Origin of the sequence: Xanthomonas fragariae (assembly GCF_017603965.1) — a bacterium.
GTDB classification, from domain to species: Bacteria; Pseudomonadota; Gammaproteobacteria; order Xanthomonadales; family Xanthomonadaceae; genus Xanthomonas; species Xanthomonas fragariae_A.
In genome coordinates this window covers 3,966,967-3,992,500 of record NZ_CP071955.1, presented here as the reverse complement: position 1 = coordinate 3,992,500, position 25,534 = coordinate 3,966,967, and the positions used below count along the sequence as shown (strand labels likewise).

The following is a 25,534-nucleotide window of genomic DNA, read 5'->3' as shown; positions in this document are numbered from 1 at the left end:
AATAGATCCTGAAACCGTGTGCGTACAAGCAGTAGGAGCTCGCAAGAGTGACTGCGTACCTTTTGTATAATGGGTCAGCGACTTACTGTTCGTGGCAAGCTTAACCGTATAGGGGAGGCGAAGGGAAACCGAGTCTGATAAGGGCGCATAGTCGCGGGCAGTAGACCCGAAACCGGGTGATCTAGTCATGGCCAGGGTGAAGGTGCCGTAACAGGTACTGGAGGCCCGAACCCACGTCTGTTGCAAAAGACGGGGATGAGCTGTGATTAGGAGTGAAAAGCTAATCGAACCCGGAGATAGCTGGTTCTCCTCGAAAGCTATTTAGGTAGCGCCTCGGACGAATACTACTGGGGGTAGAGCACTGTTATGGCTAGGGGGTCATCGCGACTTACCAAACCATTGCAAACTCCGAATACCAGTACGTACTATCCGGGAGACACACGGCGGGTGCTAACGTCCGTCGTGAAAAGGGAAACAACCCAGACCCACAGCTAAGGTCCCAAATTCACTGCTAAGTGGAAAACGATGTGGAAAGGCACAGACAGCCAGGAGGTTGGCTTAGAAGCAGCCACCCTTTAAAGAAAGCGTAATAGCTCACTGGTCGAGTCGGTCTGCGCGGAAGATTTAACGGGGCTAAGCAGTGAACCGAAGCTTGGGGTGCATAAAACTTGTTTTATGCGCGGTAGAGGAGCGTTCCGTAAGCCTGTGAAGGTAGATTGAGAAGTCTGCTGGAGGTATCGGAAGTGCGAATGCTGACATGAGTAACGATAATGCGGGTGAAAAGCCCGCACGCCGAAAGCCCAAGGTTTCCTTGCGCAACGTTAATCGACGCAGGGTTAGTCGGTCCCTAAGGCGAGGGCGAAAGCCGTAGTCGATGGGAAGCAGGTTAATATTCCTGCACCTCGCGTGAGTGCGATGGAGGGACGGAGAAGGTTAGGTGTACCGGGCGTTGGTTGTCCCGGGGAAAGGCAGTAGGTTTGAATCTTTGGCAAATCCGGGATTCTTCAAGACCGAGCACCGAGACGAGCCTTTATGGCAAAGTCACTGATACCACGCTTCCAGGAAAAGCTTCTAAGCTTCAGCTCACGAAGACCGTACCGTAAACCGACACAGGTGGGTAGGATGAGAATTCTCAGGCGCTTGAGAGAACTCGGGTGAAGGAACTAGGCAACATGGCACCGTAACTTCGGGAGAAGGTGCACCCTTTTTGGTGGCTCATGCGAGCTATAGCTGAAGAGGGTCGCAGAAACCAGGCCGCTGCGACTGTTTATCAAAAACACAGCACTCTGCAAACACGAAAGTGGACGTATAGGGTGTGACGCCTGCCCGGTGCTGGAAGGTTAATTGATGGGGTCAGCCGCAAGGCGAAGCTCTTGATCGAAGCCCCAGTAAACGGCGGCCGTAACTATAACGGTCCTAAGGTAGCGAAATTCCTTGTCGGGTAAGTTCCGACCTGCACGAATGGCGTAACGACAGCGGCGCTGTCTCCACCCGAGACTCAGTGAAATTGAAATCGCTGTGAAGATGCAGCGTTCCCGTGGCAAGACGGAAAGACCCCGTGAACCTTTACTATAGCTTTACACTGAACGTTGAGTTCGTCTGTGTAGGATAGGTGGGAGGCTATGAAGCTGTGGCGCTAGCTGTAGTGGAGCCATCCTTGAAATACCACCCTGTCGTGCTTGACGTTCTAACCTAGATCCGTTATCCGGATCAGGGACCGTGTATGGTGGGTAGTTTGACTGGGGCGGTCTCCTCCTAAAGAGTAACGGAGGAGCACGAAGGTACGCTCAGCGCGGTCGGACATCGCGCACTGTGTGCAAAGGCATAAGCGTGCTTGACTGCAAGATCGACGGATCAAGCAGGTACGAAAGTAGGTCTTAGTGATCCGGTGGTTCTGTATGGAAGGGCCATCGCTCAACGGATAAAAGGTACTCCGGGGATAACAGGCTGATACCGCCCAAGAGTTCATATCGACGGCGGTGTTTGGCACCTCGATGTCGGCTCATCACATCCTGGGGCTGTAGTCGGTCCCAAGGGTATGGCTGTTCGCCATTTAAAGTGGTACGCGAGCTGGGTTCAGAACGTCGTGAGACAGTTCGGTCCCTATCTGCCATGGGCGTTGGAAGTTTGAGAGGGGCTGCTCCTAGTACGAGAGGACCGGAGTGGACGAACCTCTGGTGTTCCGGTTGTCACGCCAGTGGCATTGCCGGGTAGCTATGTTCGGAAGCGATAACCGCTGAAAGCATCTAAGCGGGAAGCGCGCCTCAAGATGAGACTTCCCGGGGCACAAGCCCCCTAAAGGAACCATGTAGACTACGTGGTTGATAGGTCAGGTGTGTAAGTACAGCAATGTATTGAGCTAACTGATACTAATGATCCGTGCGGCTTGACCATATAACCTCAAGTTGCCTTGGTCCCAACGAACGTTGGTAGATCATCAAATGCAAGCTACGTCACGAGTTAACTATGCGAGACGAGCGCCGTATGCGCTTCAACGCAAACGCTTGCACCTAATGTGCAAACGCTTGTTGCGAAGCAAAAACTGGCGACTCTCCAAACGTCTCCCTGGTGAAATTAGCGCTGTGGAACCACCCGATCCCATCCCGAACTCGGAAGTGAAACGCAGCTGCGCCGATGGTAGTGTGGCTCAAGCCATGCGAGAGTAGGTCATCGCCAGGGGCTTTACCCGAAACCCTCCATCCGTAACGATGGAGGGTTTCTTCTTGACCGAAAGGTCATGTCGCCATCGATGGACCAGGCCGAGAACCCGATAAGTCGTCGTCCCTGAAAAACCCTCAACATCCAATCACCGCAACGCTTTATAGGCCGCACAGGCGTGCCAGCACTGCCAGTGTGCTTCATGGCTGGCCTGCTGTATCTGTGGATGCACGCCAGTTCAAGCGGATGCGGCGCATCCTGCGACGTCAACGCACAGGGCTGGCACGGGGCGTGCGCGACATCCAACGCAAGCTCGATCAGGTAAATACGGGCGTGCGCGAGCGCATCGCGGCCATCACATCGACATCCGGGCCTGCCAGCTTGCGTTGCCGTGTCCGGAGCCGTTGTTGATCACCAAATCCAAACCATCAAGCGCATGTGCGGCGGCCTGCACATAGGCTTCGATCTGCGCGAACCCGCATTATCGAACAGCGAGTTCACGCTGGTGTCGATCATGCCACCGCGCCTGCTGCGCAAAGCTGCGTTGCCTGAAGTCGTGGAAGGCCGGCGACAGCACTCTGCTGCGGTTGCGTACGCTGTCATGGTTCTGCAATGCGCTGCGCGCCTGGCCTGCAACGCAAGCCTCATCACTAACAGCGATCAGCTGATGCATTTAGAGTTGCTGGTCGCTAACTATTTGTTTACACACCTGCGGCGCGCCGCGGGCACAACGTGCAGTTCAATTTAGCGGAAAATTGTATATGGAAACCCATATCACCATCATTGGGGCTGGCTTCTGCGGCACTGCGTTGGTCCGTGCGCTGGCGCAGATGGCAGATGCACAGGTTCGCATCACCTTGGTCGGCGTAGCCGAGACCTTCGGCAGCGGCATTGCATATGGGGCGGCGCGACCGGAGCATTTGCTCAACGTGCGTGCGAAGGATCTGGGCATCGATGTGCAGGCGCCGGGTGCATTCGCCGACAGTCTGCATTTGGGCGATAGCGGGCGGCTAGAGTTTCTGCCGCGGCTGGCCTATGGCGATTATCTGCGCAGCGAGCTGGATGCCGCGGTAAGCGGCGCGCAGGCGTCGATCATGCGGTTGTCGCAGGAAGCGGTGGCGGTAGAGCGCGTGCGCAAGGGGTTTCGCGTGTTTCTCGCCAATGGCGATGCGTTCCATAGCGACCGCGTGGTGTTGGCAGTGGGCGCGTTGCAACCGCAGGCACTGGCCGGCATCGGCCCGCGCTTGAGTGTGCATCCGCGTTACATCGGTTGGCCGTGGCAAGGCGATGCCTTGGCGCGGTTGTCGCCGGGCGACGACGTGCTGATTGTCGGCACCGGGCTGACCATGGTGGACGTCGCATTGACCCTGCATGCGCGCGGTCATCGTGGTCGTTTGCTGGCAATTTCGCGACGCGGGCTGGTACCGCAAGCGCATCTGCGCCAGCCCGGTGCGGCGCTTGAATTGCCGCCGCATCTGCAACGCGCGCTCAAGGATGCCGACCTGCTTAGCCTGCTGCGCGGCGTGCGTCAGCTAAGTGCCGTGGTCGACGATTGGCGGCGTGTGGTGGATGCGTTACGCCCGCATCTGCAACCACTCTGGCAGCGGCTGGAGTTGCAGCAGCGTGCAGGCTTCCTACGTCATCTGCGCCCGTATTGGGAAGTGGCGCGACATCGTGTGGCACCGCGCGCAGCGGAACAGCTCGCGCAATTGCAGGAATCCGGGCAACTGCAGATCGTCGCAGCGCGGTTACTGCGTGCGCGTTGGGTGCCCGATGGCGTCGAAGCGGTACTGCGCCCGCGCGGCGCTGCCGATGCGCAGACCGGCCATTACGACGCGGTGATTCGCGCGACGGGTTTGGATACCGACATTGATCGCACCAGCGATCCGTTGATCGCCGGCATGCGCGAAGCGGGCTTGTTGTGTGCCGACTCACTGGGTCTTGGCGTGGACACCGATGCACAACTGCGCGTGCGCGATGGCACCGGGCAGATCGTACCGGGGCTGTATTGCGTAGGCCCGCTACTACGAGGGCGCTATTGGGAAATCACTGCCGTGCCCGAGTTGCGCGTGGCCACACGGGCGCTGGCCGAACGGTTGTTGCCAGGTGCAACACCGGCTTTACAGCCGGAGGCTGAGCATGTGCCGAGCGAGGTTAATGCGCGTTTGTAGCTCGTTGTAGCGTGACCCTCTCCCGCTGGGAGGGCGGCTTTATCCTTTCTCGCCGATGCATGTTGATCCCGGTTGGTGCACGCCGGCCACTGTCCTATTGCGTGCGTCAAGCGCTCGCGTGATGCATCCAATATCCGTGTCGTCTGCACTTGCACTCTAAGAGCGGCTAACAAAACGACTGCGCTCACCGCCAGGCTGGCGCGGCCGGTGCTCGGAATCGGCATGTACCACGCGTACACTCTGGTTCCTCCGCGCCGTCCGCATCCACCTGGCCACTGCTCGCTACGTTGTTGTGTTTAGCCACTAATGAGACTTCGATCGCTCAATCATCAGCCTCTGCGCGCAGGCATAGCCAACATTCGGCACGCACGCAGTGCCTTCGCCAAACAGCGCAATCATGCAGCGTGATGCGCAGCTCAATGCATCGGTCCAGACAGGATCAGGTCATGTTGCTCGCCCTGCTAGTCACTAAAGTCGACGTCGCTTCATTCCCTATCTGCCTGGAGTCCGCCATGCCCCGTCTTGCTCCCGCCGCTTTGGTTGCCACGCTCTTCTGCGGGTGTGCGCTGCCCGCCTGGGCCAGCACATCGCTTAACACCCGTGCTGAAGTGCTCGCGGCCCTTGAAGCCGGTGACGATGTCAGCCTGAGCATCGATCTCAGCCGTTGCACACCCGAACAAGGTACGCCACTAAGTCAGACCCGCGGCGGCCTCCATATCGATGCGTATCGCATCACCAAAGACGGCACCGCCGCGTTTTCTGACTCGCACTTCACCGTGGCCAATGACGGCAAACCGATCCAGCAATTCATGCGTTACCAACTGGGTGCCGATGGCAGTGTGCGCTTCACCACTTACATGTACGACCTGCCGGGTCTGCGGCAACGTGGGTCGGTGCTGGCGTATCAATGTGCGATCAATCATGGTATTCGTTTCCACGCCGATTGAGCACGACTTCTAAAACCACTGTTCTCGCTGCCAGGCGGGTGCCCGCCGGTGCTCGGTGCGACATATACCGCGCCTATGCTGCTGTACCTCCGCGTCGTCCGTTCCTATCTGACAACTGCTCTACGTTTTGTTAGCCATTCTTACGAGTGGCTAACAAAGCCACTTGGTAGTCAAGCGCACACATGCCTGGTTTACAGGGATGGACAAGTTGCGCATCGGCTTTGAACGCCGCAGAGATACAGATATCCACCTGGCGCTGCGTTCGCTTGCTTCATCATCTGGTTTTAGCGGTTCTAGAGCACCGCCGATCAAGTCGTTGCATCAGCAAAACGATCTGGCCGGATGGCCTACTTAGAGCGGCTAACAAAACGACTGCGCCGCCGTCAGGCCGGCGCGGCGCCGGTGCTCGAAATCGGCATGTACCACGCGTACACTCCGGTTCCTCCGCGCCGTGAGCACCCACTTGACGACTGCTCGCTACATTTTGTTAGCCGCTCTTAGTTCTAGGATCACGCCGATAAAGTGATCGTAGCCGACAAGCGATTCGAACAAACTCAGCGACTTGGCAAGACGTCGGCGGCGGCGATGGGCTGAGGTGCTGCGGAGTGTATTGATGTGTTCCAAGCGGGAATTGCAACGCGCATCGAGCGCGCCGGATACAGCTGCGATAACGGCGGGTGGTCCCTGGTGACATTGGATAAGTAGTTGGCGCTGCACCGGCGATGGCAGCACTCAAGCGCTTCCAAGCCGGCGTTGCCAGGGATCTGTCGCCCGGCAGGCCCGCAATAGCCGACGATTCACCCACAACGGCCATGTGGCCCCACACTAGGCGGCCAGTTCCCACCGATGTCGCCATGCGCAAGACCTACCAGCTCAACCTCGAAGGCAAGAACCGCGATCGTCTGCTGGAGTCCAGCAAGAACGATATCCGCAAGTACATCCGCCGCGAGCGCCGCAAGGACTTGCCGGAAGGGGCGGATTATTGGGACTTCGACATGCGTTTGGGTGTGGACGAGGCCAGCGCTGCGCCGCTGCCGTCGGCCGAGCTGATACGCTCGATCACTGCGCTCGCCGCCGAAGGTGACGACCAGTTCTTCGTGGAAATCCTGCGCAAGCCTGGCAAGCGCACACCGCGCGTAGACGCCAACGCCAACGTTGGTAGCGAGCTGGATTTGGAGCAGGACTGAGTAGTTGCCGCACAGACGTGGCGGCCTGTCGCCGCTACGTTGCTACTGTCCAGACGCTGTTTGCGCGCCGTCTACCTTCCCGACAACGACTCATCCCCCGGAATTGGCCGCTTTCAGTCGGGCTGTGCCGCCTGTGCCGCAGCTGTCGCGCGTTGTTTGTCCTTCTTGCTCGGCCGCTTGCCCTTGACGCCGCCGTTGTTGTCCGGTGCGCACACATCCGCATTCGGCGCCTCGCTGGCAGGCGCATCCGTCGCCGGTGTCGGTTCAAAACCGGCAATCATACGCGTCGGTACGCGCAGGCGCTGACGTTTCTCGATCAGGCGCCATTGGTGTCGGTTCTCTGCGGTGACGAAGCTGATCGCGATGCCGCTGGCGCCGGCACGTGCGGTGCGGCCGATGCGGTGGGTGTAGTCCACGGTGGAGCGCGGCAGGTCGTAATTGAGCACTGCCGGCAGCGCCTGGATGTCGATACCGCGTCCGGCCAGATCGGTGGCGACCAGCACCTGCACGTCGTGCTGCTTGAAGCCCTGCAACGTGCGATCACGGCGGCCCTGGCTCAATGCGCCATGCAGCGGTTGCGCGTTGATGCCAGTCTTGGTCAGTTTTTCGGCCACTTTCTCGGCGGTATGTCGGCTGGCGACGAACACCAGTACATGCTGCCAGCCGTGTTCCTGCAGCAGGTGGCGCAGCAGCTGCGTGCGTTGGCGGGCATCGACAGCGATCGCGCGTTGCTCGATCGCTGGCGCATCCTGCGGTGTGGCGACGATGTTAATGCGCAGCGGATCGCGCAGACGACGCTTGGCCAACGAGGCGATGCCGGGTGGAAAAGTGGCCGAAAACAGCACGCTTTGGCGTTGCGCGGGCAGCAAGGCGAGGATGCGATCGAGCTCGGCACCGAAGCCCAACTCCAACAGGTGATCGGCTTCGTCGAGTACCAGCGTGGCGACATCGCTCAAGCGCAGTGCGTTGTGATCGACCAGATCCAGCAGCCGGCCGGGCGTGGCCACCACGATGTCGGCACCTCCGCGCAAGGCGAGCAGCTGCGGATTGATCGAACTGCCGCCTGTGGCCGCAACGATCTTGAGCCGCCGCGGCAGATGTGCGGCCAGTTGACGCAACGTGTCTTCGACCTGCGCGGCGAGTTCGCGGGTGGGTACCAGTACCAGTGCGCCGAGCATGCGTGGCGCGGTGTCGGGCGCTAGGCAGCGTTGTTGCAGCAGCGGCAGTGCATAGGCTAGCGTCTTGCCCGAACCGGTTTGCGCCATCGTTATCAGATCGCGCCCCTGCAGCATCGATGGAATCGCCTGCTCCTGGATCGGCGTGGGAGTGTGGTGACCGGCGCGTGCCAGCGCGGTGTCGAAAAATGGCTGCAGCTGCGGCAACAGCGAGAGATGGGTAAATGACATGCGGACATTATCTATGATTGGTGGCGCCAATTGCATTCATGGGTGTTGCAATCGCGGTGGATGGCAGGCTCTGCTGCTCCTTCAGTGTCGAGGCCCGTTCGTATTCTTGCGAGCCAATTCGTATTTGCGCAGAAAGTGAGGGGCAGTGGTGATTGGATTATTCGCCACTACGATGCTCAACGCCACGCCAGACCAGAATTTAGAAGCGGCTAGCAAAACGTAGCGAGCAGTCGTCAGGTGGGTGCGGACGGCGCGGAGGAATCGGAGTGTACGCGTGGTACATGCAGATTCCGAGCACTGGCGGCGGCGCAGTAGTTTTGTTAGCCGCTCTTAATGCGAGGTAGCCAAGATGGGTTGATGTATCTCCAAGTGCAGTGGCTTGCCGAAATCTCCGGCAACAAACACTGTGAATTCGTTACATTACCAAGAAGAATGCCCTAGTCGCGATTCTATCAGTTCTACTACAGCTTCATCCGGAAGATTCGAGGGTCTTAGAGCGGCTAACAAAACGTAGCGAGCAGTCGTCAGGTGGGTGCGGACGGCGCGGAGGAACGGAGTGTACGCGCGTGGTACATGCCGATTCGGAGCACCGGCCGCGCCCGCCTGGCGGTGAGCGCAGTCGTTTTGTTAGCCGCTCTTAGGCCCGCGCCAAAGCGATCGCAAGCGCCAGAAAGCTCCAAGCGTCGCCTTGTTGGAGAGACTGAAAATACGCTTTTCTTTGGCCGCCAGGAGATACAGGATAAACTCGTGTTATGGGCACATGACGGCGACGAAGCCGCCATGATGCATAGCTTGTAAAATATCCCGATTACTGGACGTCAGTTATTGGGTGGTCATCTATCATTCGACCCGGAGGAGCGCTGTCCGGAATTGGATCAGAATTTTGCGGATCATTTGCGATCAAATCCGAAGTGGGCGTCCGCCGTGAATGATCACAACAGAGAGAACTTCAGCAACGAAACGCCTGACATGAGCAGGGCGATGTCGATGCTTGATGATCAAGTAGCCTTGGCAGGTAGAAACTACCGCGAGATAGAGAAGCAGGCGGCCCTCAATGAAACCAACGTTTTCAAGAAAAAATCCAAAGGTGCCCTTTCTTTCGCTGTTGAGACCGGTCGCGATGTCGCCTTGTGGCCTGTGTGGTCATGGCGAGATGACCTCGGCGCCAGCCAAAAACCCATTCTATAAAAATGGATACTACGTTGGGACAAGCGTCACCGGCTCGGAGCTAAGGCACCTTTATCGCAATCGCGACGATTCCGGCTACCAGCAGCGTGTTCAGTTCTATAGCGAAGTGCAACATGCTGTAGAATCGCCCACGAGGCATCACTTGAATTTGAACAGTGCGCGCCGCCCTGGGAGCAAGAGTCGAATATCTGGCAGAACTACAAGCCAAAGTCAGAAGGCTAGCTAGGAGTAGCGTCAGAAACGGGGCGATCCCTTTTCCATCAGCACCAGGAGCCCAATGGGACAGCCTGTAAACTGCGAGCCCTGATGATCATGTTCGCGTCTGCATCGTGTCCACGCGACTGAACTAGGTGTTTGATCCCAGGCTTTGATGGTGCATTATTTTCCCTCGAATGGAAGGAAGCACTATGGGCCAGGTTCTGCATGGGAGCGCCACCACGACAGAGGCGATCCGTCGAGCGATACAACAGAGTCAAGAGAGCCTGAGAGCGCTTTCCAAGCGCTACGGCATCAATCAAAAGACGGTGGCGAAGTGGAAGAAGCGCAGTTCGGTTGCGGATCTGCCAACTGGGCCGACGCACCCACGTTCCACGGTGTTGTCCATTGAGGATGAGGCGGCGATCGTCGCCTTCCGCAGGCACACATTGCTGCCGCTGGACGACTGTCTCCACGCACTGCAGCCGAGCATCCGGCATCTGACGCGCTCATCATTGCACCGCTGCCTGCAGCGCCATGACATCTCGCGACTGCCAGACATCAAAGGCAACAAACCTGCCAAAAAGCAGTTCAAGCACTATCCGATTGGCTACTTCCACATCGACATCGCAGAGCTGCAGACGGCCCAGGGCAAGCTCTATCTGTTCGTGGCCATCGACAGAACGTCCAAGTTTGCGCTCACCGAGCTTCATCCCTCGGCCAACAAGCTGAGTTCCTGCGCAATGTGATTCAGGCGGTGCCCTACACCCTGCATACGGTTCTGACGGATAACGGCATCCAGTTCACCAACCGCAGTTCCGACCGCTACGCCTTCGTGCATCTCTTCAGTCGCCTCTGCGAGGAGCACGGCATCGAACATCGCCTGACCAAGGTCAAGCATCCCTGGACCAACGGGCAGGTCGAGCGGATGAATCGGACGATCAAGCAAGCCACTGTCAAACGCTTCCATTACGACGACCACGCACAACTGCAACAGCATTTGGCCAACTTCATCGACGCCTACAACTTCGCTCGCAGACTCAAAGCCCTGAAGGGTCTGACACCGTACGAATTCATCTGCAAACAGTGGACATCCGAGCCCGAGCGGTTCAAGGTGAATCCGATCCATCTAATGCCGGGACTGAACACCTAGGCAAACGGAGTAGCCTGCGAAGCGCTTGCTGCTGCCCTTCCACGCCGCGTTGTGGCGTCTTGGGATGCCACCGCGGAAGGCGTCTAGTTTGGAGCTGCCAAGTCGTCGAGCATCGCACGCAGGAAACGTGCGGCTTCACCGCCGGTGGCGGCGCGGTGGTCGAAGGTCAGCGACAGCGGCATCACCTTGTGGGTTTCTACGCCGCCCATCACCGGGGTGAGCTGGTAGCGCGCGCGGCCGGCGGCCACGATGGCCACACATGGTGGCACCACCACCGGGGTCGCATAACGGCCGGCGAACACGCCGAAATTGGACAGCGAAATGGTGTAGCCGCTGAGTTCTGAAGCCGCGATGCTGCGGCTTTCGACCTGCTGGCGCAGCCGGTTGACGCTTTCGCGAATGCCATGCGCATCCAGCATGTCGGCATTGCGCAGCGCCGGCACGAACAGGCCTTCTTCGGTATCCACTGCGATGCCGATATCCACCTGGGTGTGCAGGGTGCGGCTCAGTGCGTGGCCATCGAACCAGGCGTTGAGCGCAGGCACCGCCTGGCAGGCGCGCACGATGCCGCGCACCAGCCGCACGGTGACGTCGTTGCCGGGCTGCCAGGCATGGATGTCGGCATCGTCGTTGAGTGTGGTCGGCACCACCTTGCTATGCGCATCGGCCATGACGCGGGCCATGTTTCGACGCACGCCCTTGAGCTGTTCCGGCTGGCCCGTGACGGCTACCCCCGGCGACTGGGTGCGCATCGGTTTGCCGGCTGCCGAAAGTGTGGAGCGGGATTGGCCCTCATCCGCCCTTCGCGTACCTTGTCGGACAGGCGGAGGAAGGTAACCGTAGTCTGCGCGGGGTGCGCCTTGGTGTGCGTGTGTGGCACCGCTGACACCATCATCTCCCCCGCTTGCAGGGAAGGTCGGCGCGCGCTGCGCGGTGCCGTTAGCGGCGGCCTGCTTTACATCGGCCATGGTGACCGTGCCGTCCGGGCCACTAGCACGCACCTGACTCAGGTCCACGCGCAGTTTACGGGCCAACGCACGCACCGCTGGCATCGCGCGCACGCCACCGACGGCAATTGCCTGCTCGCTCTGCACGGCATTGGAACTTTGCATCGCGCCGACGACAGTGCCGGCGTCGTCACGCTCGCTCTCGCCACTGGAATTGGCATCGGCAATCTCGCCGCCGTTATCGGAGGCGACCACGCGCGTCGTATTCCCGGCGGCGCTGTCACCCGTGCTGGGCGTGTGCGTCGGCGCAGGGCCGTGCGAGTGCCCGGTGTCCTGACCATCGGCGCGCTGCGGTTGCAAGCCATCCAGCGCGAACTGCGCCAGCACCCCGCCGGTGACGATCACATCGCCGGCGGCACCGGCGAGCTTGACCACGGTGCCGGAGAACGGCGAGGGCACTTCGACCACCGCCTTGGCGGTTTCCATCGACACCAGCGGGTCGTCCAGACATACGTTGTCGCCTTCCTTGACGAACCACTCGACGATGGTGGCGTCGGGCAGGCCTTCGCCGAGGTCGGGCAGGTGGAAATTCTTGTTGTTGCTCATTGTAGATTCTCTTGCGCCGCAGGCAGCTGCGGCGTGGCGTCGTCGAGGAGTTCGAGGTCGGCAGCCGGCAGCCAGCCCTGCATGCCATCGGCACGCTCGGACCACCACCAACCGCCATGTTCGTAGTGCAGCAACACGTCCTCGCCCTGTTTGACATCGAGTTCGCGTGCGTCGTAGTCGCGCAGGGCTTCGGCCTTGCCATGGCCCAACGGGCGTAGCCATGCCACCGGCGCCCAGCCAGCATGGCCTGCGCCGGTGTTGACCCAGGCAAAGGCTGGCCACTCTTCATCGCGAACGCCAAGTGTCACTTCCTGACCGGCGCGAAAGCGGATCGGGTTGGCGTAGGCGGCGTCATAATCGCAGAGCAGACGGGCGCGCATGTCAGCCGGCGGCCACCGCGCGACGGGCGGCGGTGACGATGCGCTCCACGCTTGGCAGATACTTCATTTCCAGCCGGAACAGCGGGATATGCGTGTCGTAGCCGGTGACGCGTTCGACCGGCGCAAGCAGGTCGTACATCGATTGCTCGGCCAGGCGCGCGGCGATTTCCGCACCGAAGCCTGCCGTGCGCGGTGCTTCCTGCACGATCACGCAGCGGCCGGTTTTTGCCACCGATTCGGCAATCGTGTCGAAGTCCAGCGGGCGCAGCGTGGCCACATCGATCACCTCGGCACTGATGCCTTCGCCGGCGAGTTTGTCGGCCGCTTCCAGCGCTTCCTTGACCTGCGCCCCCCAGGTGACCAGCGTGACGTCGGTGCCGTCGCGCAGCACGAAACACACATCCAGAGGCAGTGCTTCGCCATCGTTGGCGACCACTTCCCTATACTGGCGATAGATGCGCTTGGGCTCCATGTAGATCACCGGATCCGGGTCGCGGATCGCGGCCAGCAGCAGGCCATAGGCGCGCTGCGGCGAGGACGCAAACACCACGCGCAGGCCGGGCACATTGGTGAAGATGGCCTCGTTGGCTTCGCTGTGATGTTCCGGCGCGCGGATGCCGCCGCCCCACGGCACGCGCAGCACCATCGGGCAATGCAGGCGACCACGGGTGCGGTTGCGCAGGCGTGCGGCGTGGCAGATCAGATGATCGACCATGGGATACACGAAGCCATCGAACTGCGCTTCGGCCACCGGCTTCATGCCTTGCGCGGCCAGGCCCACGCTCAGGCCGGCGATGGTGGTTTCATCCAATGGCGTGTCCAGTACGCGGTCGCTGCCGAAGCGCTGCTGCAGGCCGGCGGTGGCGCGGAACACGCCGCCGTTGACGCCGACATCCTCGCCCAGCACCAGCACCGCGGGGTCGTGTTCCAGCTCCCAGGCCAGCGCCTGGGTGATGGCTTCGATCAGGGTAATGGGCGAACTCATGGCGATCTCTCCGCGCGTTGCCGCGGCGTTGTAGGGAGCGCTGGCGTGCTGCGAAGCGGCGACGTGCACCTGGTTAAGCTCATCCATGACGGGCCTCCATGGCCATCACTTCGGCGCGCTGTGCCAACAGTTCGGCCGGCGGGTCGCCGTAGAGGTAATCGAACATCGCTTTGACCGGTTGCACCGGCGTATTGAGATAGGCGTCGATCTCTTGGTCCACGCGCGCGCCGCACTCGGCTTTCCAGGCGGCTTCTTGGGCGTCGTCCCACAGGCCTTGCGCAGTGAGATAGCGGCGCAGGCGCAACAGCGGTTCGCGCGCCCAGCCTTGCTTGACCTCTTCTTGGCCGCGATAGCGCCGTGCGTCGTCGGCGGTGGTGTGGTCGGACAAGCGATAGGTCAGGAACTCGATCACCGTGCCGCCGTCGCCAGCCAATGCTCGTGCGCGTGCCTGTCGCATCGCTTCAAGCACCGCGATCAAATCGTTGCCGTCCACCTGCAGGCAATGCAGGCCGCCGGCCAGGCCCTTCTGTGCGAGCGTTTGAGCGCCGGTCTGCGCCGAGCGCGGCACCGAGATGGCCCAACCGTTGTTGATCACGCACAGGATCAGCGGCAGCTTGTACGCACCGGCCGCATTGAGCGCAGCGTAGAAGTCGGTCTTGGAACTGCCACCATCGCCGCAGCAGGCCACCGCAACTTGCGGCTTGCCCTGCAATTTGAATGACAGCGCAGAACCGGCCGCGTGCAGGCACTGGGTGGAAATCGGCACGCAGATCGGGAAGTCGATCGCCGCATCGGCGTCGCGCGGGTAGTCGCTGCCGCGCTCGTCGCCGCCCCAGTACAGCAGTACATCGCGCGGACGCACGCCACGTTCGAACATGGTGCCGTATTCGCGATAGCTGGGTGCCAATACATCGCCGCTGCGCATCGAGGCACCGATGCCGACATGCGTGGCTTCATGGCCGATGCACGCGGCATAGGTGCCCAGCTTGCCGGTGCGCTGCAAGGCGACCGCTTTGCTGTCGAAGGTGCGCACGAACACCATGCGCTTGAACAGGGCGAGCAACTGCTGCGAGTTGGCGGCGTCTGCCGGCAGGTCGTCGCGGACCAACTGGCCATCCGCGTCCATGTAGTGCAGATATTCGATTTCGAACTGCGCGGCTACGCTCATTGTTGCGATACCTTCATCAGGAAGTTGCAAATGATATGAGTTGCGATGTTAAGCAGGGCGATGCAAAAAGCCGTTCTGCACCGCAACACACAATGATGCTGGGTTGCACAAAAAAGGGCGCCCAGGGCGCGCCCTTTGTCGCAGTAAAAAATACGACGTGTTGCGCTGCGATCAGCTGGTCGGTGCCTCCACCGATTCAGGGCGACGATCAGCTGCTGGGAGCCGGCGTGGACGCGTTGTCTTGGGCGCGCTGGCATTGCCGCCGTAGCCGACCGGATCGGCATTGCTGGTGGGCACGCCGCTCAGTGCGGCTGGCAACCGCCAGCGCACAGATAAGCAAGGTGCACGACGCTGCAACACATGCACGAGATAAGAGTCCCCTGATCCTTGAGACTGAAACGCTCCCCTGGTCCGGCCACGTCCTTGGCCGGCAGTGCGGTTGGACTCTGCATAAATTTGCAGACTTTCGCAGCGGCTGCGACTGCCTGGCTGGAAGTGGCTGCGTTTTTCAGGGTTGACGCACCGGTCGCCTACGCTGGCAGGTTCCTGGAGAAAAGCGGGCGCTGCAGCTGCGGCACAATACAGGCGCACGCATCAGTCTGTTGCGCGCGAATAGTTCCGACTTCCAAGGTTGATGCCTCGCCCCCAATTTCTGCATCTATGTTGAAACCTGGGTCCTCAACCGCTGCCCAATTACCAATCCCGCAGCAGCGGCAGCCGGCTGAAGCCGGGCCGCTGCTGCGCTACCCTGGCCGACCCCATCGTCAGCGCTACGCTATGCCCGTCGACAAGAACCTGCGTGATCTGGAACCCGGCATCCACACCGATCTGGAGGGGCGGCTGACCTACGGCGGCTATCTGCGGCTGGATCGATTGCTGTCCGCGCAGCAGCCGCTATCGGAGCCGGCGCACCACGACGAGATGCTGTTCATCATCCAGCACCAGACCGCCGAGCTATGGCTGAAGCTGCTGGCACACGAGCTGCGCGCGGCGATGATGCATCTGCAGAACGATCAGGTCTGGCAGTGCCGCAAGGTGCTGGCGCGCAGCAAGCAGGTGCTGCGCCAGCTGACCGAACAGTGGTCGGTGTTGGAGACGCTCACGCCGAGCGAGTACATGGGCTTTCGCGATGTGCTTGGGCCTTCGTCGGGCTTTCAGTCGCTGCAATACCGCTACATCGAGTTCCTGCTCGGCAACAAGAACCCGCAGATGCTGCAGGTGTTCGGCTACGACCCGCAGGGCCAGGCGCAGCTACGCGAAGTGCTGGAAGCGCCCAGCCTTTACGAGGAATTTTTGCGTTATCTGGCGCGCTTCGGGCATGCGATTCCGCAGCAGTATCAAGCACGTGACTGGACCTGCGCGCACGTGGCCGATGATGCGCTGCGACCGGTGTTCGAGCGCATCTACGAGAACACTGATCGCTACTGGCGCGAGTACGCGCTATGCGAGGACCTGGTCGATGTGGAAACCCAGTTCCAGCTATGGCGCTTCCGCCATATGCGCACGGTGATGCGGGTGATCGGCTTCAAGCGCGGCACCGGTGGGTCGAGTGGCGTGGGCTTTTTGCAGCAGGCGTTGGCGCTGACGTTCTTCCCGGAATTGTTCGATGTGCGTACGTCGGTGGGCTTAGAGAGTCGTTAGCCGGTTGGCAGCAGTGGCGAGGCTGCGCGAGGCAGAGACGGAGAGAAAGCTGACGTTGGTAGAGCTTGAGGCTGGGAAAGCGCAAGTCGGTGAAGCCAAGGCAGCTAAGACCCAGCCAAAACCCCCAGCATCCAACCGGCCGCCGTCACGTTTCCAAGTCCGGCGAATTTGACGCGAGGTGACGTCTAAGTGATCCTCGCGCGTCGCCCAGGGCTCGCCCTGCTGCACCCAGCCATCACTGAATACGCAAGGGGCACCTCATGAGTGTTGACGCTACTGCGCCGACTTCCGCTTCCACTCCGCCGCAGCCGTCTGCGCCTCCCGGGTTCCCCACATTGCTCGGCCACCCCCGGCCGCTGTGGATGCTGTTCATGACCGAATTCTGGGAACGCTTTGCGTTCTACGGCATTCGTTGGGCGCTGACCCTTTATATCGTGGCCGAGTTCCGCCAGGGCTCTGGGGCTGGCGAAGCACCGGCCAATCGACTTTACGGCGCTTATCTGGCACTTGTGTATGCCTCGGCGCTGTTCGGCGGCTTCGTCGCCGATCGACTTATCGGCTACCAGCGCTCGCTGCTGATCGGTGCGGTGGTCATGTCGATTGGCCTATTCCTGATCGCGGTACCGAACGATCAGGTGTTCAAACTCGGCCTGGCGACAATCATCGCCGGCAACGGCCTGTTCAAGCCGAACGTTTCGACCATGGTCGGTAAGTTGTATCCGCTGAATGATCCGCGGCGGGACTCCGGATTCACGATCTTCTACATGGGTATCAACGCCGGTGGCTTCTTCGCGCCGATCCTGACCGGCCTGCTTGCCGATAAGCTGTTCGGTACAGAGTCGATGCCGGCTTACAAGTACGTGTTCATCGCTTCGGGCGTAGGCATGTTGATCAGTCTTGTCTGGTTTTTGTTGGGACGTCGCCAGCTCGGGCCGGTCGGCTTGCCACCGGCCGGTGGAGAAGGCATGGGCCGAATCCTGGCGGTACTGGTGGGCACACTTGTTGCCATTCCGGTCGCCTATGGTCTGCTGCTGATCGACGCCAGCATCCTCGGTTGGATCCTGACCATTTTGTTCCTTGCCCTGTGCGGGCTGATCCTGTTCGAAGGCATTGGCGAGGGTAAAGTACACCGCGACCGCGCCATCGCCATGTTGATCGTCTTTGTGTTCAACGTGATGTTCTTCATGTTTTTCGAGCAGGCGGGCAGTTCATTCAATTTCCTCGCGCAGAACATCGTGGAACGCGATCTGGGCGGTTGGATGTTCCCGGTGGGCTGGTTCCAATCGGTCAACACGCTGGCAATCTTGGTACTTGGCCCGGTGTTTGTCTGGCTGTGGATCGCGCTGAAATCGGCCAATCCGTCGATTCCGCGCAAGTTCGGCTTAGGGCTGATCTTCAACGGCCTGGCCTTTGCACTACTGATGTACGCGTTGTCCGAACGGGTTGACGAAGTCGGCAAGATTCCCTTCTGGACCTTGTTCATGGTCTATGTCATCCAAACCGTCGGCGAGCTTTGCTTGTCGCCGATCGGCTTGTCGATGACGACAAAGCTGGCGCCGGCCAAGGTGGTGGGCCTAGCGATGGGTGGCTGGTTTCTGTCGACCGCGATCGGCAACAATCTGTCGGGCATCTTCGCTTCGGTGGTCAGTGGCGAAACCGGTATGACCGTGGCCTCTGCACTGAAGGGCTACACTTTTGGCTTCTGGTCGTTGATCGCTGCGGGTGTGCTGCTTCTGCTGATTGCCCCGTTGGTCAACAAACTGATGCATGGCGTGAAGTGAGGAGAACAGCAATGTCGATCAAACCCATTGTCTGTTGCCTGCTGCTGGCGGGTCTGGTAAGCGCCTGCGGGCAGACCACCAGCCCACAGGAGGCGCCACGGCCGTTGGACACCTCGATGCAGAAGCCGCCGAGCGCAGATCCCAGCCAACCGGTGTCCTCGGGCAATACGCCGACCGCAGCCGATATCGCGGCGGCCGCGGCGCTCAACGCGCAGTACGATCCCTCGCGCGATCCCGCCGCCGATCTGGAAACCGCCAAGGTCGAGGCCAAGCGTGGTGGCAAGCGCATCGTGCTCAACGTCGGCAACGCGGCCTGCGAGCCGTGCAAGGCGCTGGATGAACTGATGGGCGGCGATGCGCAGTTGCGCAGCTTCCGCGATGCGCACTTCGTGGTGGTCAAGATCAATCGCGATGCCGCCAACGAAAACGCCGCGTTCCTGTCGCAGTTCGCTCAGCTCAACGACTACCCGTCGCTGCTGGTGCTGGACAACGATGGCAAGCTGCTGACCACCCAGGCCGGCCCGGAACTGCGTAAAGGCGAGGGCTTCGATCGCAAGAAGCTGTTCGACTTCCTCAAGCAGTGGGCGCCGCCGCAGGCGTGAGTCTTCGCTGCAGCGTCATGCAAAAACCCCCGCACTGAGGTAATGCTGTTCACTTAAGCGGAGCAGCCTTTCGATCTACCGGATAGCGGGTCTTCGAGATCTTCACCGTCCTTGGCCGCGTAGGCCTTGGACGGTGATCGAGGAACAGGCTCGCGATGCCTGAGCGAAGCTGGGATAGGCGTCTTCCTGTGGCGGAAGCCGGACAGGTCGCCAAGGTCGAACAGCTGCTGTTGAAGGGACACAAAAAAATCCGATACCAGAGGTCTGGTATCGGATTTTCGGTGACTCATTTGCTTAAGTGAACAGCATTACCGCTATGCGGGGGTTTTTGTTGGAGCGTATCGGGACTTCGAAGTGCGTGCGAACGGCAGGCGCAACGAAACAAGGGACCCGCTGCCGCCACAGCATCGGATTCGCCGCGCGGCGTGCATTGGTACGCCCAACGTGCCAACGCGACGCACTTCCGACCGCCTACGCGGCATCTCGCCGTGCGTAAAAAATTAGTCCTTACCGGCCATGCGCGGCAGCCCATCCTTGGCCAGGCGATCGATCAACTTTTCCAGAATCTGCTGTTCTTCTGCGCTGAACACCGACATCAGCCGCTGCTCCATCTCGTTGACCAGCGGGGCGACGGTCTCGTAGACCTGGCGCCCGGCCGGCGACAGCGCCAGCATCGAGCGACGGCGGTCATCGCCGTGGGTTTCGCGCCGTATGAAGCCACGCTCCAGCAGACGCGCCACGGCGCGGCTCACTGCCACTTTATCCATTGCCGTGCGGTCGGAGACCTCACTGGCCGAAGAACCCGGATACAGCGCCAGAATGGTGATCACCCGCCACTCGGGAATGGCCATGCCATAACGATCCCCGTAGACCTTGGCAATATTGCTGCTGATGCGGTTGGATAGCACGCTGAGACGATACGGCAGGAACTGCTCGAGGTCGAGCAGCACAGGATGTTGCGGCGGACTGGGGGCGTCGAGATCGCTCATGCTGCATTGTGCCTTGATTTTGATTTCATTTGCAACTACAAGCTGAAAGTGGCCTGTGCATTTTCGCGGGTCTTCTGCTAATCCGCATAGCCCTGCGGACTGTCCAGCGTGGAGAAACGACGATGAGTACACAACCCAATACCAGCGTCACCCGCCCAGATCCAGGCATGCAGGTCACCACTTTCGACAATCCGATGGGGATCGACGGGTTCGAATTCGTCGAATTCGCCGCACCGGCCGACCAGGTAGCGCAACTGCACGACTACTTCCGCAAGATGGGCTTCAGCGCAGTGCTGCGTCACCGCAGCCGGGCCATTACCGTCTATCGCCAGGGTGGGGTCAACTTCCTGCTCAACGAAGACCCCGATGCGTTCGCCGCCGACTTCGCCGCCGCGCATGGCCCCTGTGCCTGCGGTTTTGCAATCCGCTTCCGCACCCCGGCCGACACCGTGCTGCAGACGGTGCTGGACAACGGCGGCGAGGCGGTCCAGGACAAGGCCGATACGCGCGCAGTGCCTGCACCGGTGGTCAAGGGCATCGGCGATTGCATGCTGTATCTGGTGGATCGCTATGGCGATGCGGGCAGCATCTACGACGCCGACTTCGAGCCGATTGCGGGCGCCGATCAGCACCCGACTGGTTTCGGACTCACTTTCATCGACCACCTGACCCACAATCTGTACTTCGGCAATATGCAGCGCTGGTCGGACTACTACGAGCGCCTGTTCAACTTCCGCGAGATCCGCTACTTCGACATCAAGGGCGCCAAGACCGGGCTGGTGTCCAAGGCGATGACGGCGCCGGACGGCATCGTACGCATCCCGCTCAACGAGTCATCCGACCCCAAGAGCCAGATCAACGAGTACCTGGACGCCTACCACGGCGAAGGCATCCAGCACATCGCCTGCTTCACCGACGACATCTACACAAGCGTGGAAAAGATGCGCGCGGCCGGCGTGGCCTTCCTCGATACACCGGATGCGTATTTCGACGTGGTGGATCTGCGCATTCCCGATCACGGTGAAGATGTCGAACGCTTGCGTCGCAACAAGATTTTGATCGACGCCGACGTCGACACCAAGCAGCGTAAGTTGCTGCAGATATTCACCCAGAACTGCATCGGCCCGATTTTCTTCGAGATCATCCAGCGCAAGGGCAATGAAGGCTTTGGCGAAGGCAATTTTCAGGCGCTGTTCGAGAGCATCGAACGCGATCAGATGAGGCGTGGGGTGCTTTGAGTCGTTGGGTGAGTGCGTGGCGCTTTGATGGTTGAGCGCAGTGCGTTTGGGAAGTTGAGTGCAAGGTGCTTTGAAAGGTCAGCCCCAATGCAGAATGCAGGCCGCCTCAGTTAGGTACCGGCATCTGGTCCCGCTGGTTGTAAGGCTCGGTCTAGGCACAGTTGGTGCGGCCAAGAATTGAGAGCGGCTATCAAAACTACTGCGCTCACCGCCGGGCGGGCGCGGCCGGTGCTCGGAATCAGCATGTACCACGCGTACGCTGCGGTTCCTCCGCGCCGTCCGCACCCACCTGGCGACTGCTCGCTACGTTTGTTAGCTGCTCTAAGGTGTGCCCGCCAATGCAACGACGGCGGCTGTCGGCAGGTCGCGGAGGCCTGGCGCAAGGAGGCCGCCGTCACCGAGCTGGTGCAGCGCTACGACCGCGCGATGCCGGCACGTAACCGGGACATGGCGTGTTCGTACGGCGCAAGACCTGCTGCAGAGCTATCCCGGCACCGAGGCGGTGACGGGGGCGAGCTCTGTTACAATGGGCGAGCTCGGTTACGCCGCCAGCAAGACCAAGAGCGACGCCGCGCGTGAGAAGCGGCGCTTTCGGTGTTGTGGCAGCACAATCAGGTCGGTGTACCAGGTGGCATCTAACGCTCGGCGATGATTGACATCAAGGAGCGCGTGCGTGTGGACGGCAGCGGCGCCAAGCGTGTGCAGCTGGTGTTCCCGCGACCCTTCCAAGTGGAAGTCGCCGGGAAATGACTGCATACCAGCGAATGCAGCGCAGAGGGTCGGCGCGTGACTGACGGGGTATCTCCGGCCGACTGTTGCTGGCCGTCCTTCTTTTCGCCGCCTGTGCACGCACCGGCAGCGGGTAGCCCTTATCCGCACCGATGACTATGGATCTTGCCCTGTTCGACTTCGACGGCACCGTTACCACACACGAGACGTTCGCCGACTTCATCGGTGTGGGAGCAGGCATGATGGCGGACGCAACGATGGGCTCCAGGCCGGTTGCCTTGATCACCCGGGCCTGTTCGGGAATCGGTGCCGCATGCGCCGACTGCTTTGCGCGCGATAGCCGTGATGTGGTGCTGGTAAGCCGCGATCTGGCGGCGCTGGAACAACGCGCCCAGGCGATACGTGCGCACGGGGCCGATACCTTCACGCTGCGGGGAGACCTTGCCGACCCGGGCAGGTCGCGCCCCATGCTGATCGCGCGTTGCAGTCGGGAAAACGCGTGCATATCCATTGCCTGGGCAACCGGTTGCTGGCGCTTGGTGCGCGACTGGCACCACGACATTGGCAGTTGTCGCCGTCGCGGCAATGTCCGCGCCGCAGGGTGAATCAATGACGCAACATAACTAAGGAGCTGCGTGTGGAATCCATTGCTACAGCGCTGAAGCGGGAAGGGCTGCCGTTCCTGCCCCGCGGACGTTACCACCTGGTGGTCATCCTCCAGCCGCATCGGCGCTTGCCCGGCGACCTGCAGCAGCACCTGCTGAAATCGTTCGCTACGGTTACCGATGAGTTGTATCAGGTCGACACCTCGTGCTATTGGTCCAGCCTACCGGACTTCTTCGACGGCGTGCATGGTGTCTGGCTGGCGTTTCTCGGCGAGGAGTTGGTTGGCTTCAGTGTTGCGCGCAACTTCCATGAGGGCGGTGAGCGCGTGCTGTACATCGATGAGATGGACCTGCGGCCGGCGGCACGGCCGGTGATGGGCCAGATAACGCTGGGAGCATTGCTGACGCTGGAAATGGGGCGCGCAGCGGCACCCTGGTGGCGGCCAATGTCATTCGTGTTCCATACGCAGAATCCGAACGTGTACCGCCTTGCCTTCAGCATGCAGCCGGATTCGGTGGCACCGCGGCTGCGCGGCGGACAACCGCGCGACCCGGGGCGCAGCCAGCGGGTGCTGACGGCCATGGCGGCGCGGATCTTGCCCGGGCGCGAGTATGACCTGCAGACATCGGTGATCAAGCGGGCCTACCCATGCCGCCTGTATGGGCGGCCGTTGAGCAAGGCCGGCAGCGAGGCCTCGGGGTTGGCGCGGTATTGGGCAGAGCATGTCGATGTGGATGCGGGCGACGCCGTGCTGATTGCCCAATGCCTGACGGCTGCCGAATATCGCGCGCACCTCTGGAAGTACTTCCTGCTGAGGTGCGCAGACCGCTGGAGGCGGCTGCGCGGGCGCGCGCCGACACCGGCCGCAGCCGCCGATGGTGTCTAACCGGGGAGCATGGCAGGACCTATCTCGTCAGCCCGCTGCGGGTGGCCATCTGCCTGTGCAACTTCGTGCAGTCCTGGACGGTGCTGTGTTTCTGGAACATCGCTGCTTTTTGCTTTCGCCGGATGTGGTGAGCGAGGCGATCCTCAAGAATGGCGCGGCACTGTATCCTTACCCCAACCACTTTCCCGGTGGGAGAGGGGTTCCGTCTCCGCCTCGCCAGAGGTCTGTCCGGATACGTACCCATGCAAAACAACCAGCGTTACATGACCGGTTTCGGCAACGAGTTCGCCACCGAGGCGGTGGCCGACACTTTGCCGGTCGGGCAGAACTCGCCGCAGCGTGTGGCGCATGGGCTGTATGCCGAACAGTTGTCCGGCACGGCGTTCACCGCGCCGCGCGGTGAGAACCGGCGCAGCTGGCTATACCGCATTCGCCCCGCAGCTGTGCATGGCGCGTTTTCGCTGATCACGCAGTCGCAGTTCCACAACGACTTCGGCACCGCCCCGGTGCCGCCGGATCAGCTGCGCTGGAGCCCGTTGCCGCTACCGTCCACGCCTCTGGATTTCGTCGATGGTCTCTACACCATGGCCGGCAATGGCGGGCCCGAGGCGATGTCTGGTGTCGCGGTGCATTTGTATGCGGCCAACGCATCGATGCACGATCGCTTCTTCTACGATGCCGATGGCGAGTTGTTGTTGGTGCCACAACTCGGCCGGCTGCGCGTGCATACCGAATTGGGCGTGCTGGAGCTGGAACCGCAGCAGATCGGGGTGATTCCTCGCGGTGTGCGCTTCCGTGTCGAGCTGCTGGATGACACCGCGCGCGGTTATGTCTGCGAAAATTTCGGCGGCCTGCTGCGCTTGCCCGACCTGGGGCCAATCGGCTCGAATGGGTTGGCTAACGCGCGCGATTTTCAAACGCCGCACGCGGCCTTCGAACAGCGTGAAGGTACATTCGAACTGGTGGCCAAGTTTCAAGGCCATTTATGGCGCGCAGACATCGGCCACTCGCCGCTGGATGTTGTCGCTTGGCACGGCAATAACGCGCCATACCGTTACGACCTGCGCCGCTTCAACACCATCGGATCGATCAGTTTCGATCACCCGGACCCGAGCATTTTCACCGTGCTGACCTCGCCGAGCGACACGCACGGCACTGCGAATATGGACTTTGCGATCTTCCCGCCACGCTGGCTGGTGGCGCAGCACACCTTCCGCCCACCGTGGTTCCATCGCAATGTGGCCAGCGAGTTCATGGGTCTGGTGCACGGCGTCTACGATGCCAAGGCCGACGGCTTCGCGCCCGGCGGTGCCTCGCTGCACAACTGCATGAGCGGGCACGGCCCGGATGCGGCCACCTTCGACAAGGCCTCGCAGGCCGATCTGTCGCGCCCGGACGTGATGACCGAAACCATGGCCTTCATGTTCGAAACGCGTGCAGTGCTGCGACCCACCCAGCAGGCACTGCAAGCAGCGCATCGGCAAGCCGACTATCAGCAGTGCTGGTCCGGATTGCGTGCAGCGTTCGCGCCACCGGCCACGCGGTAACGCTGTTTTGCATGTGCGCTGCGCAACGCGGCACCCGGACCAACTACCGCCCTGGGATTCCTGGAGGCTCCAATTCTTGAGAGGATGGAGTGATGAACGAGCCAGTGAAGTATTCGCCAGAAGTGCGGTAACGAGCGGTTCGGATGGTGCTGGAGCGTCAGGATGAGCATGGCCCGCAGTGGGCAGCGATCGCTTCGATTGCCGGGAAAATCGGTTGCACGGCCGAGACGTTGCGGTTGCGGTTGCGGTTGCGTCGAGCCGAGCGTGATCGAGGGGCAGCGTTCGGGCCTGACGACGGACGAGCGCGCATGGATGAAGGCGCTGGAACGCGAAGTACCGGAGCTGAGGCAGGCTAACGAAATCTTGCGCAAGGCGTCGGCGTATTTCGCTCAGGCAGAGCTTGATCGCCGCTTCAAGCCATGACCGGTTTCGTTACCACGGTCAGCGACCGCCATTGCCGTCGCGTCACGGTCTTGGCCTCTTCCGGCGCATGCAATGCGTCGAGTTTTCGCTTGATCTTTAGC

17 protein-coding genes, 2 rRNA genes, 6 other RNA genes and 6 pseudogenes (1 of these 31 cut by a window edge) are annotated in these 25,534 nt (G+C 61.0%); 21 read left to right on the top strand and 10 right to left on the bottom strand.

Annotation, left to right across the window (positions count from 1 at the left end; genetic code table 11):
* The 3 genes and pseudogenes from J5I97_RS19050 to J5I97_RS19040 all read left to right on the top strand — a co-directional run.
* Window positions 1-2,394 (top strand): 23S ribosomal RNA (locus J5I97_RS19050); it begins 487 nt to the left of the window's first position.
* A 170-nt stretch (window positions 2,395-2,564) separates the two neighbouring features.
* Window positions 2,565-2,679: ribosomal RNA gene (gene rrf, locus J5I97_RS19045) — 5S ribosomal RNA — on the top strand.
* A gap of 207 nt (window positions 2,680-2,886) precedes the next feature.
* Window positions 2,887-3,006: pseudogene (locus tag J5I97_RS19040) on the top strand (IS5/IS1182 family transposase); the annotation flags it as partial.
* Between the two features lie 10 nt (window positions 3,007-3,016).
* Here the strand turns inward: J5I97_RS19040 and J5I97_RS19035 are convergent.
* Window positions 3,017-3,127: pseudogene (locus J5I97_RS19035) on the bottom strand (3-oxoacyl-ACP reductase); the annotation flags it as partial.
* 292 nt (window positions 3,128-3,419) lie between these two features.
* Between J5I97_RS19035 and J5I97_RS19030 the strand changes: the two are divergent.
* The 7 genes and pseudogenes from J5I97_RS19030 to J5I97_RS19000 all read left to right on the top strand — a co-directional run bounded on the left by J5I97_RS19030 (window position 3,420) and on the right by J5I97_RS19000 (window position 6,963).
* Window positions 3,420-4,829 carry an FAD/NAD(P)-binding protein gene (locus tag J5I97_RS19030; protein WP_208588184.1) on the top strand — a complete coding sequence of 470 codons (1,410 nt, stop codon included), beginning with the start codon at window positions 3,420-3,422 and terminating at the stop codon, window positions 4,827-4,829.
* A gap of 222 nt (window positions 4,830-5,051) precedes the next feature.
* Window positions 5,052-5,131: non-coding RNA, sX9 sRNA (locus J5I97_RS19025), on the top strand.
* Window positions 5,132-5,341: 210 nt separating this feature from the next.
* Window positions 5,342-5,776, top strand: a complete 435-nt coding sequence (locus J5I97_RS19020; RefSeq protein WP_208591831.1) for a VirK family protein — start codon at window positions 5,342-5,344, stop codon at window positions 5,774-5,776.
* Window positions 5,777-5,838: 62 nt separating this feature from the next.
* A non-coding RNA gene (locus J5I97_RS19015) (sX9 sRNA) lies at window positions 5,839-5,912 on the top strand.
* A 30-nt stretch (window positions 5,913-5,942) separates the two neighbouring features.
* Window positions 5,943-6,131: pseudogene (locus tag J5I97_RS20240) on the top strand (hypothetical protein); the annotation flags it as partial.
* Window positions 6,132-6,193: 62 nt separating this feature from the next.
* Window positions 6,194-6,269: non-coding RNA, sX9 sRNA (locus J5I97_RS19005), on the top strand.
* Window positions 6,270-6,630: 361 nt separating this feature from the next.
* Complete coding sequence (locus J5I97_RS19000) at window positions 6,631-6,963, top strand: DUF6172 family protein (RefSeq protein ID WP_208588183.1); 333 nt, start codon at window positions 6,631-6,633, stop codon at window positions 6,961-6,963.
* A 113-nt stretch (window positions 6,964-7,076) separates the two neighbouring features.
* Here the strand turns inward: J5I97_RS19000 and J5I97_RS18995 are convergent, their stop codons facing one another.
* The 3 genes from J5I97_RS18995 to J5I97_RS18985 all read right to left on the bottom strand — a co-directional run bounded on the left by J5I97_RS18995 (window position 7,077) and on the right by J5I97_RS18985 (window position 8,944).
* A complete protein-coding gene (locus J5I97_RS18995) occupies window positions 7,077-8,369 on the bottom strand; it encodes a DEAD/DEAH box helicase (protein WP_208588182.1) in 1,293 nt (430 codons plus the stop codon).
* Window positions 8,370-8,576: 207 nt separating this feature from the next.
* Window positions 8,577-8,652: non-coding RNA, sX9 sRNA (locus J5I97_RS18990), on the bottom strand.
* Window positions 8,653-8,867: 215 nt separating this feature from the next.
* Window positions 8,868-8,944, bottom strand: a non-coding RNA gene (locus J5I97_RS18985) — sX9 sRNA.
* 295 nt (window positions 8,945-9,239) lie between these two features.
* Between J5I97_RS18985 and J5I97_RS18980 the strand changes: the two genes are divergently transcribed.
* Both J5I97_RS18980 and J5I97_RS18975 read left to right on the top strand, forming a co-directional pair.
* On the top strand, window positions 9,240-9,557 hold the full coding sequence (locus tag J5I97_RS18980; RefSeq protein ID WP_208588181.1) for a hypothetical protein: 318 nt from the start codon (window positions 9,240-9,242) through the stop codon (window positions 9,555-9,557).
* A 407-nt stretch (window positions 9,558-9,964) separates the two neighbouring features.
* Window positions 9,965-10,905 (top strand): annotated as a pseudogene (locus tag J5I97_RS18975) (IS481 family transposase).
* Window positions 10,906-10,988: 83 nt separating this feature from the next.
* On the opposite strand, the gene J5I97_RS18970 reads toward J5I97_RS18975, so the two are convergent.
* From J5I97_RS18970 to pdhA, 4 genes are read right to left on the bottom strand one after another with little or no spacing between them, the layout of a single operon-like run.
* A complete protein-coding gene (locus J5I97_RS18970) occupies window positions 10,989-12,458 on the bottom strand; it encodes a dihydrolipoamide acetyltransferase family protein (protein WP_208588179.1) in 1,470 nt (489 codons plus the stop codon).
* Window positions 12,455-12,838, bottom strand: a complete 384-nt coding sequence (locus J5I97_RS18965; RefSeq protein WP_208588178.1) for an SH3 domain-containing protein — start codon at window positions 12,836-12,838, stop codon at window positions 12,455-12,457. Before J5I97_RS18965 ends, J5I97_RS18970 begins: the two co-directional genes overlap by 4 nt.
* Before the next feature lies 1 nt (window position 12,839).
* Window positions 12,840-13,910 (bottom strand): alpha-ketoacid dehydrogenase subunit beta, encoded by a 1,071-nt coding sequence (locus J5I97_RS18960; RefSeq protein ID WP_208588176.1) that lies wholly within the window; start codon window positions 13,908-13,910, stop codon window positions 12,840-12,842.
* Window positions 13,903-14,991, bottom strand: coding sequence for a pyruvate dehydrogenase (acetyl-transferring) E1 component subunit alpha (gene pdhA / locus J5I97_RS18955; RefSeq protein WP_208588175.1), 1,089 nt, complete (start codon window positions 14,989-14,991; stop codon window positions 13,903-13,905). Before pdhA ends, J5I97_RS18960 begins: the two co-directional genes overlap by 8 nt.
* A gap of 777 nt (window positions 14,992-15,768) precedes the next feature.
* Between pdhA and J5I97_RS18950 the strand changes: the two genes are divergently transcribed.
* The 3 genes from J5I97_RS18950 (at window position 15,769) to J5I97_RS18940 (ending at window position 19,015) form a co-directional block, all read left to right on the top strand.
* Window positions 15,769-16,632, top strand: coding sequence for a tryptophan 2,3-dioxygenase (locus tag J5I97_RS18950; RefSeq protein ID WP_208588173.1), 864 nt, complete (start codon window positions 15,769-15,771; stop codon window positions 16,630-16,632).
* A gap of 260 nt (window positions 16,633-16,892) precedes the next feature.
* On the top strand, window positions 16,893-18,413 hold the full coding sequence (locus J5I97_RS18945; RefSeq protein ID WP_208588171.1) for a peptide MFS transporter: 1,521 nt from the start codon (window positions 16,893-16,895) through the stop codon (window positions 18,411-18,413).
* Between the two features lie 11 nt (window positions 18,414-18,424).
* Window positions 18,425-19,015, top strand: a complete 591-nt coding sequence (locus tag J5I97_RS18940; protein WP_208588169.1) for a thioredoxin family protein — start codon at window positions 18,425-18,427, stop codon at window positions 19,013-19,015.
* 49 nt (window positions 19,016-19,064) lie between these two features.
* Here J5I97_RS18940 and J5I97_RS18935 read toward each other — a convergent pair.
* Together J5I97_RS18935 and J5I97_RS18930 are read right to left on the bottom strand one after the other, a co-directional pair.
* A pseudogene (locus J5I97_RS18935) lies at window positions 19,065-19,211 on the bottom strand (IS4 family transposase); the annotation flags it as partial.
* Between the two features lie 304 nt (window positions 19,212-19,515).
* Entirely contained in the window at window positions 19,516-20,004 is a 489-nt protein-coding gene (locus J5I97_RS18930) for a MarR family winged helix-turn-helix transcriptional regulator (protein ID WP_208588167.1), read from the bottom strand.
* A gap of 122 nt (window positions 20,005-20,126) precedes the next feature.
* Here J5I97_RS18930 and hppD point away from each other — a divergent pair, with 122 nt between their 5' ends.
* From hppD to J5I97_RS18900, 6 genes and pseudogenes are all read left to right on the top strand, one after another.
* A complete protein-coding gene (gene hppD / locus J5I97_RS18925; protein ID WP_208588165.1) occupies window positions 20,127-21,242 on the top strand; it encodes a 4-hydroxyphenylpyruvate dioxygenase in 1,116 nt (371 codons plus the stop codon).
* Window positions 21,243-21,485: 243 nt separating this feature from the next.
* Window positions 21,486-21,560, top strand: a non-coding RNA gene (locus tag J5I97_RS18920) — sX9 sRNA.
* A 563-nt stretch (window positions 21,561-22,123) separates the two neighbouring features.
* Complete coding sequence (locus J5I97_RS18915; RefSeq protein ID WP_208588163.1) at window positions 22,124-22,576, top strand: SDR family NAD(P)-dependent oxidoreductase; 453 nt, start codon at window positions 22,124-22,126, stop codon at window positions 22,574-22,576.
* 32 nt (window positions 22,577-22,608) lie between these two features.
* Window positions 22,609-23,463, top strand: a complete 855-nt coding sequence (locus J5I97_RS18910) for a hypothetical protein (RefSeq protein WP_208588161.1) — start codon at window positions 22,609-22,611, stop codon at window positions 23,461-23,463.
* A 242-nt stretch (window positions 23,464-23,705) separates the two neighbouring features.
* Complete coding sequence (gene hmgA / locus J5I97_RS18905; RefSeq protein ID WP_208588160.1) at window positions 23,706-25,010, top strand: homogentisate 1,2-dioxygenase; 1,305 nt, start codon at window positions 23,706-23,708, stop codon at window positions 25,008-25,010.
* 143 nt (window positions 25,011-25,153) lie between these two features.
* Window positions 25,154-25,397: pseudogene (locus tag J5I97_RS18900) on the top strand (IS3 family transposase); the annotation flags it as partial.
* Between the last annotated feature and the right edge of the window lie 137 nt (window positions 25,398-25,534).

Excerpts from the sequence above, each read along its gene's own strand:
- J5I97_RS18930 (WP_208588167.1), bottom strand. The coding sequence starts at position 20,004 with ATGAGCGATCTCGACGCCCCCAGTCCGCCGCAACATCCTGTGCTGCTC.
- pdhA (WP_208588175.1), bottom strand. The coding sequence starts at position 14,991 with ATGAGCGTAGCCGCGCAGTTCGAAATCGAATATCTGCACTACATGGAC.
- J5I97_RS18965 (WP_208588178.1), bottom strand. The coding sequence starts at position 12,838 with ATGCGCGCCCGTCTGCTCTGCGATTATGACGCCGCCTACGCCAACCCG.
- J5I97_RS18950 (WP_208588173.1), top strand. The coding sequence starts at position 15,769 with ATGCCCGTCGACAAGAACCTGCGTGATCTGGAACCCGGCATCCACACC.
- J5I97_RS19000 (WP_208588183.1), top strand. The coding sequence starts at position 6,631 with ATGCGCAAGACCTACCAGCTCAACCTCGAAGGCAAGAACCGCGATCGT.
- J5I97_RS18970 (WP_208588179.1), bottom strand. The coding sequence starts at position 12,458 with ATGAGCAACAACAAGAATTTCCACCTGCCCGACCTCGGCGAAGGCCTG.
- J5I97_RS18915 (WP_208588163.1), top strand. The coding sequence starts at position 22,124 with ATGACTATGGATCTTGCCCTGTTCGACTTCGACGGCACCGTTACCACA.
- J5I97_RS19030 (WP_208588184.1), top strand. The coding sequence starts at position 3,420 with ATGGAAACCCATATCACCATCATTGGGGCTGGCTTCTGCGGCACTGCG.
- J5I97_RS18940 (WP_208588169.1), top strand. The coding sequence starts at position 18,425 with ATGTCGATCAAACCCATTGTCTGTTGCCTGCTGCTGGCGGGTCTGGTA.
- J5I97_RS18995 (WP_208588182.1), bottom strand. The coding sequence starts at position 8,369 with ATGTCATTTACCCATCTCTCGCTGTTGCCGCAGCTGCAGCCATTTTTC.
- J5I97_RS18945 (WP_208588171.1), top strand. The coding sequence starts at position 16,893 with ATGAGTGTTGACGCTACTGCGCCGACTTCCGCTTCCACTCCGCCGCAG.
- hppD (WP_208588165.1), top strand. The coding sequence starts at position 20,127 with ATGAGTACACAACCCAATACCAGCGTCACCCGCCCAGATCCAGGCATG.
- hmgA (WP_208588160.1), top strand. The coding sequence starts at position 23,706 with ATGCAAAACAACCAGCGTTACATGACCGGTTTCGGCAACGAGTTCGCC.
- J5I97_RS19020 (WP_208591831.1), top strand. The coding sequence starts at position 5,342 with ATGCCCCGTCTTGCTCCCGCCGCTTTGGTTGCCACGCTCTTCTGCGGG.
- J5I97_RS18960 (WP_208588176.1), bottom strand. The coding sequence starts at position 13,910 with ATGGATGAGCTTAACCAGGTGCACGTCGCCGCTTCGCAGCACGCCAGC.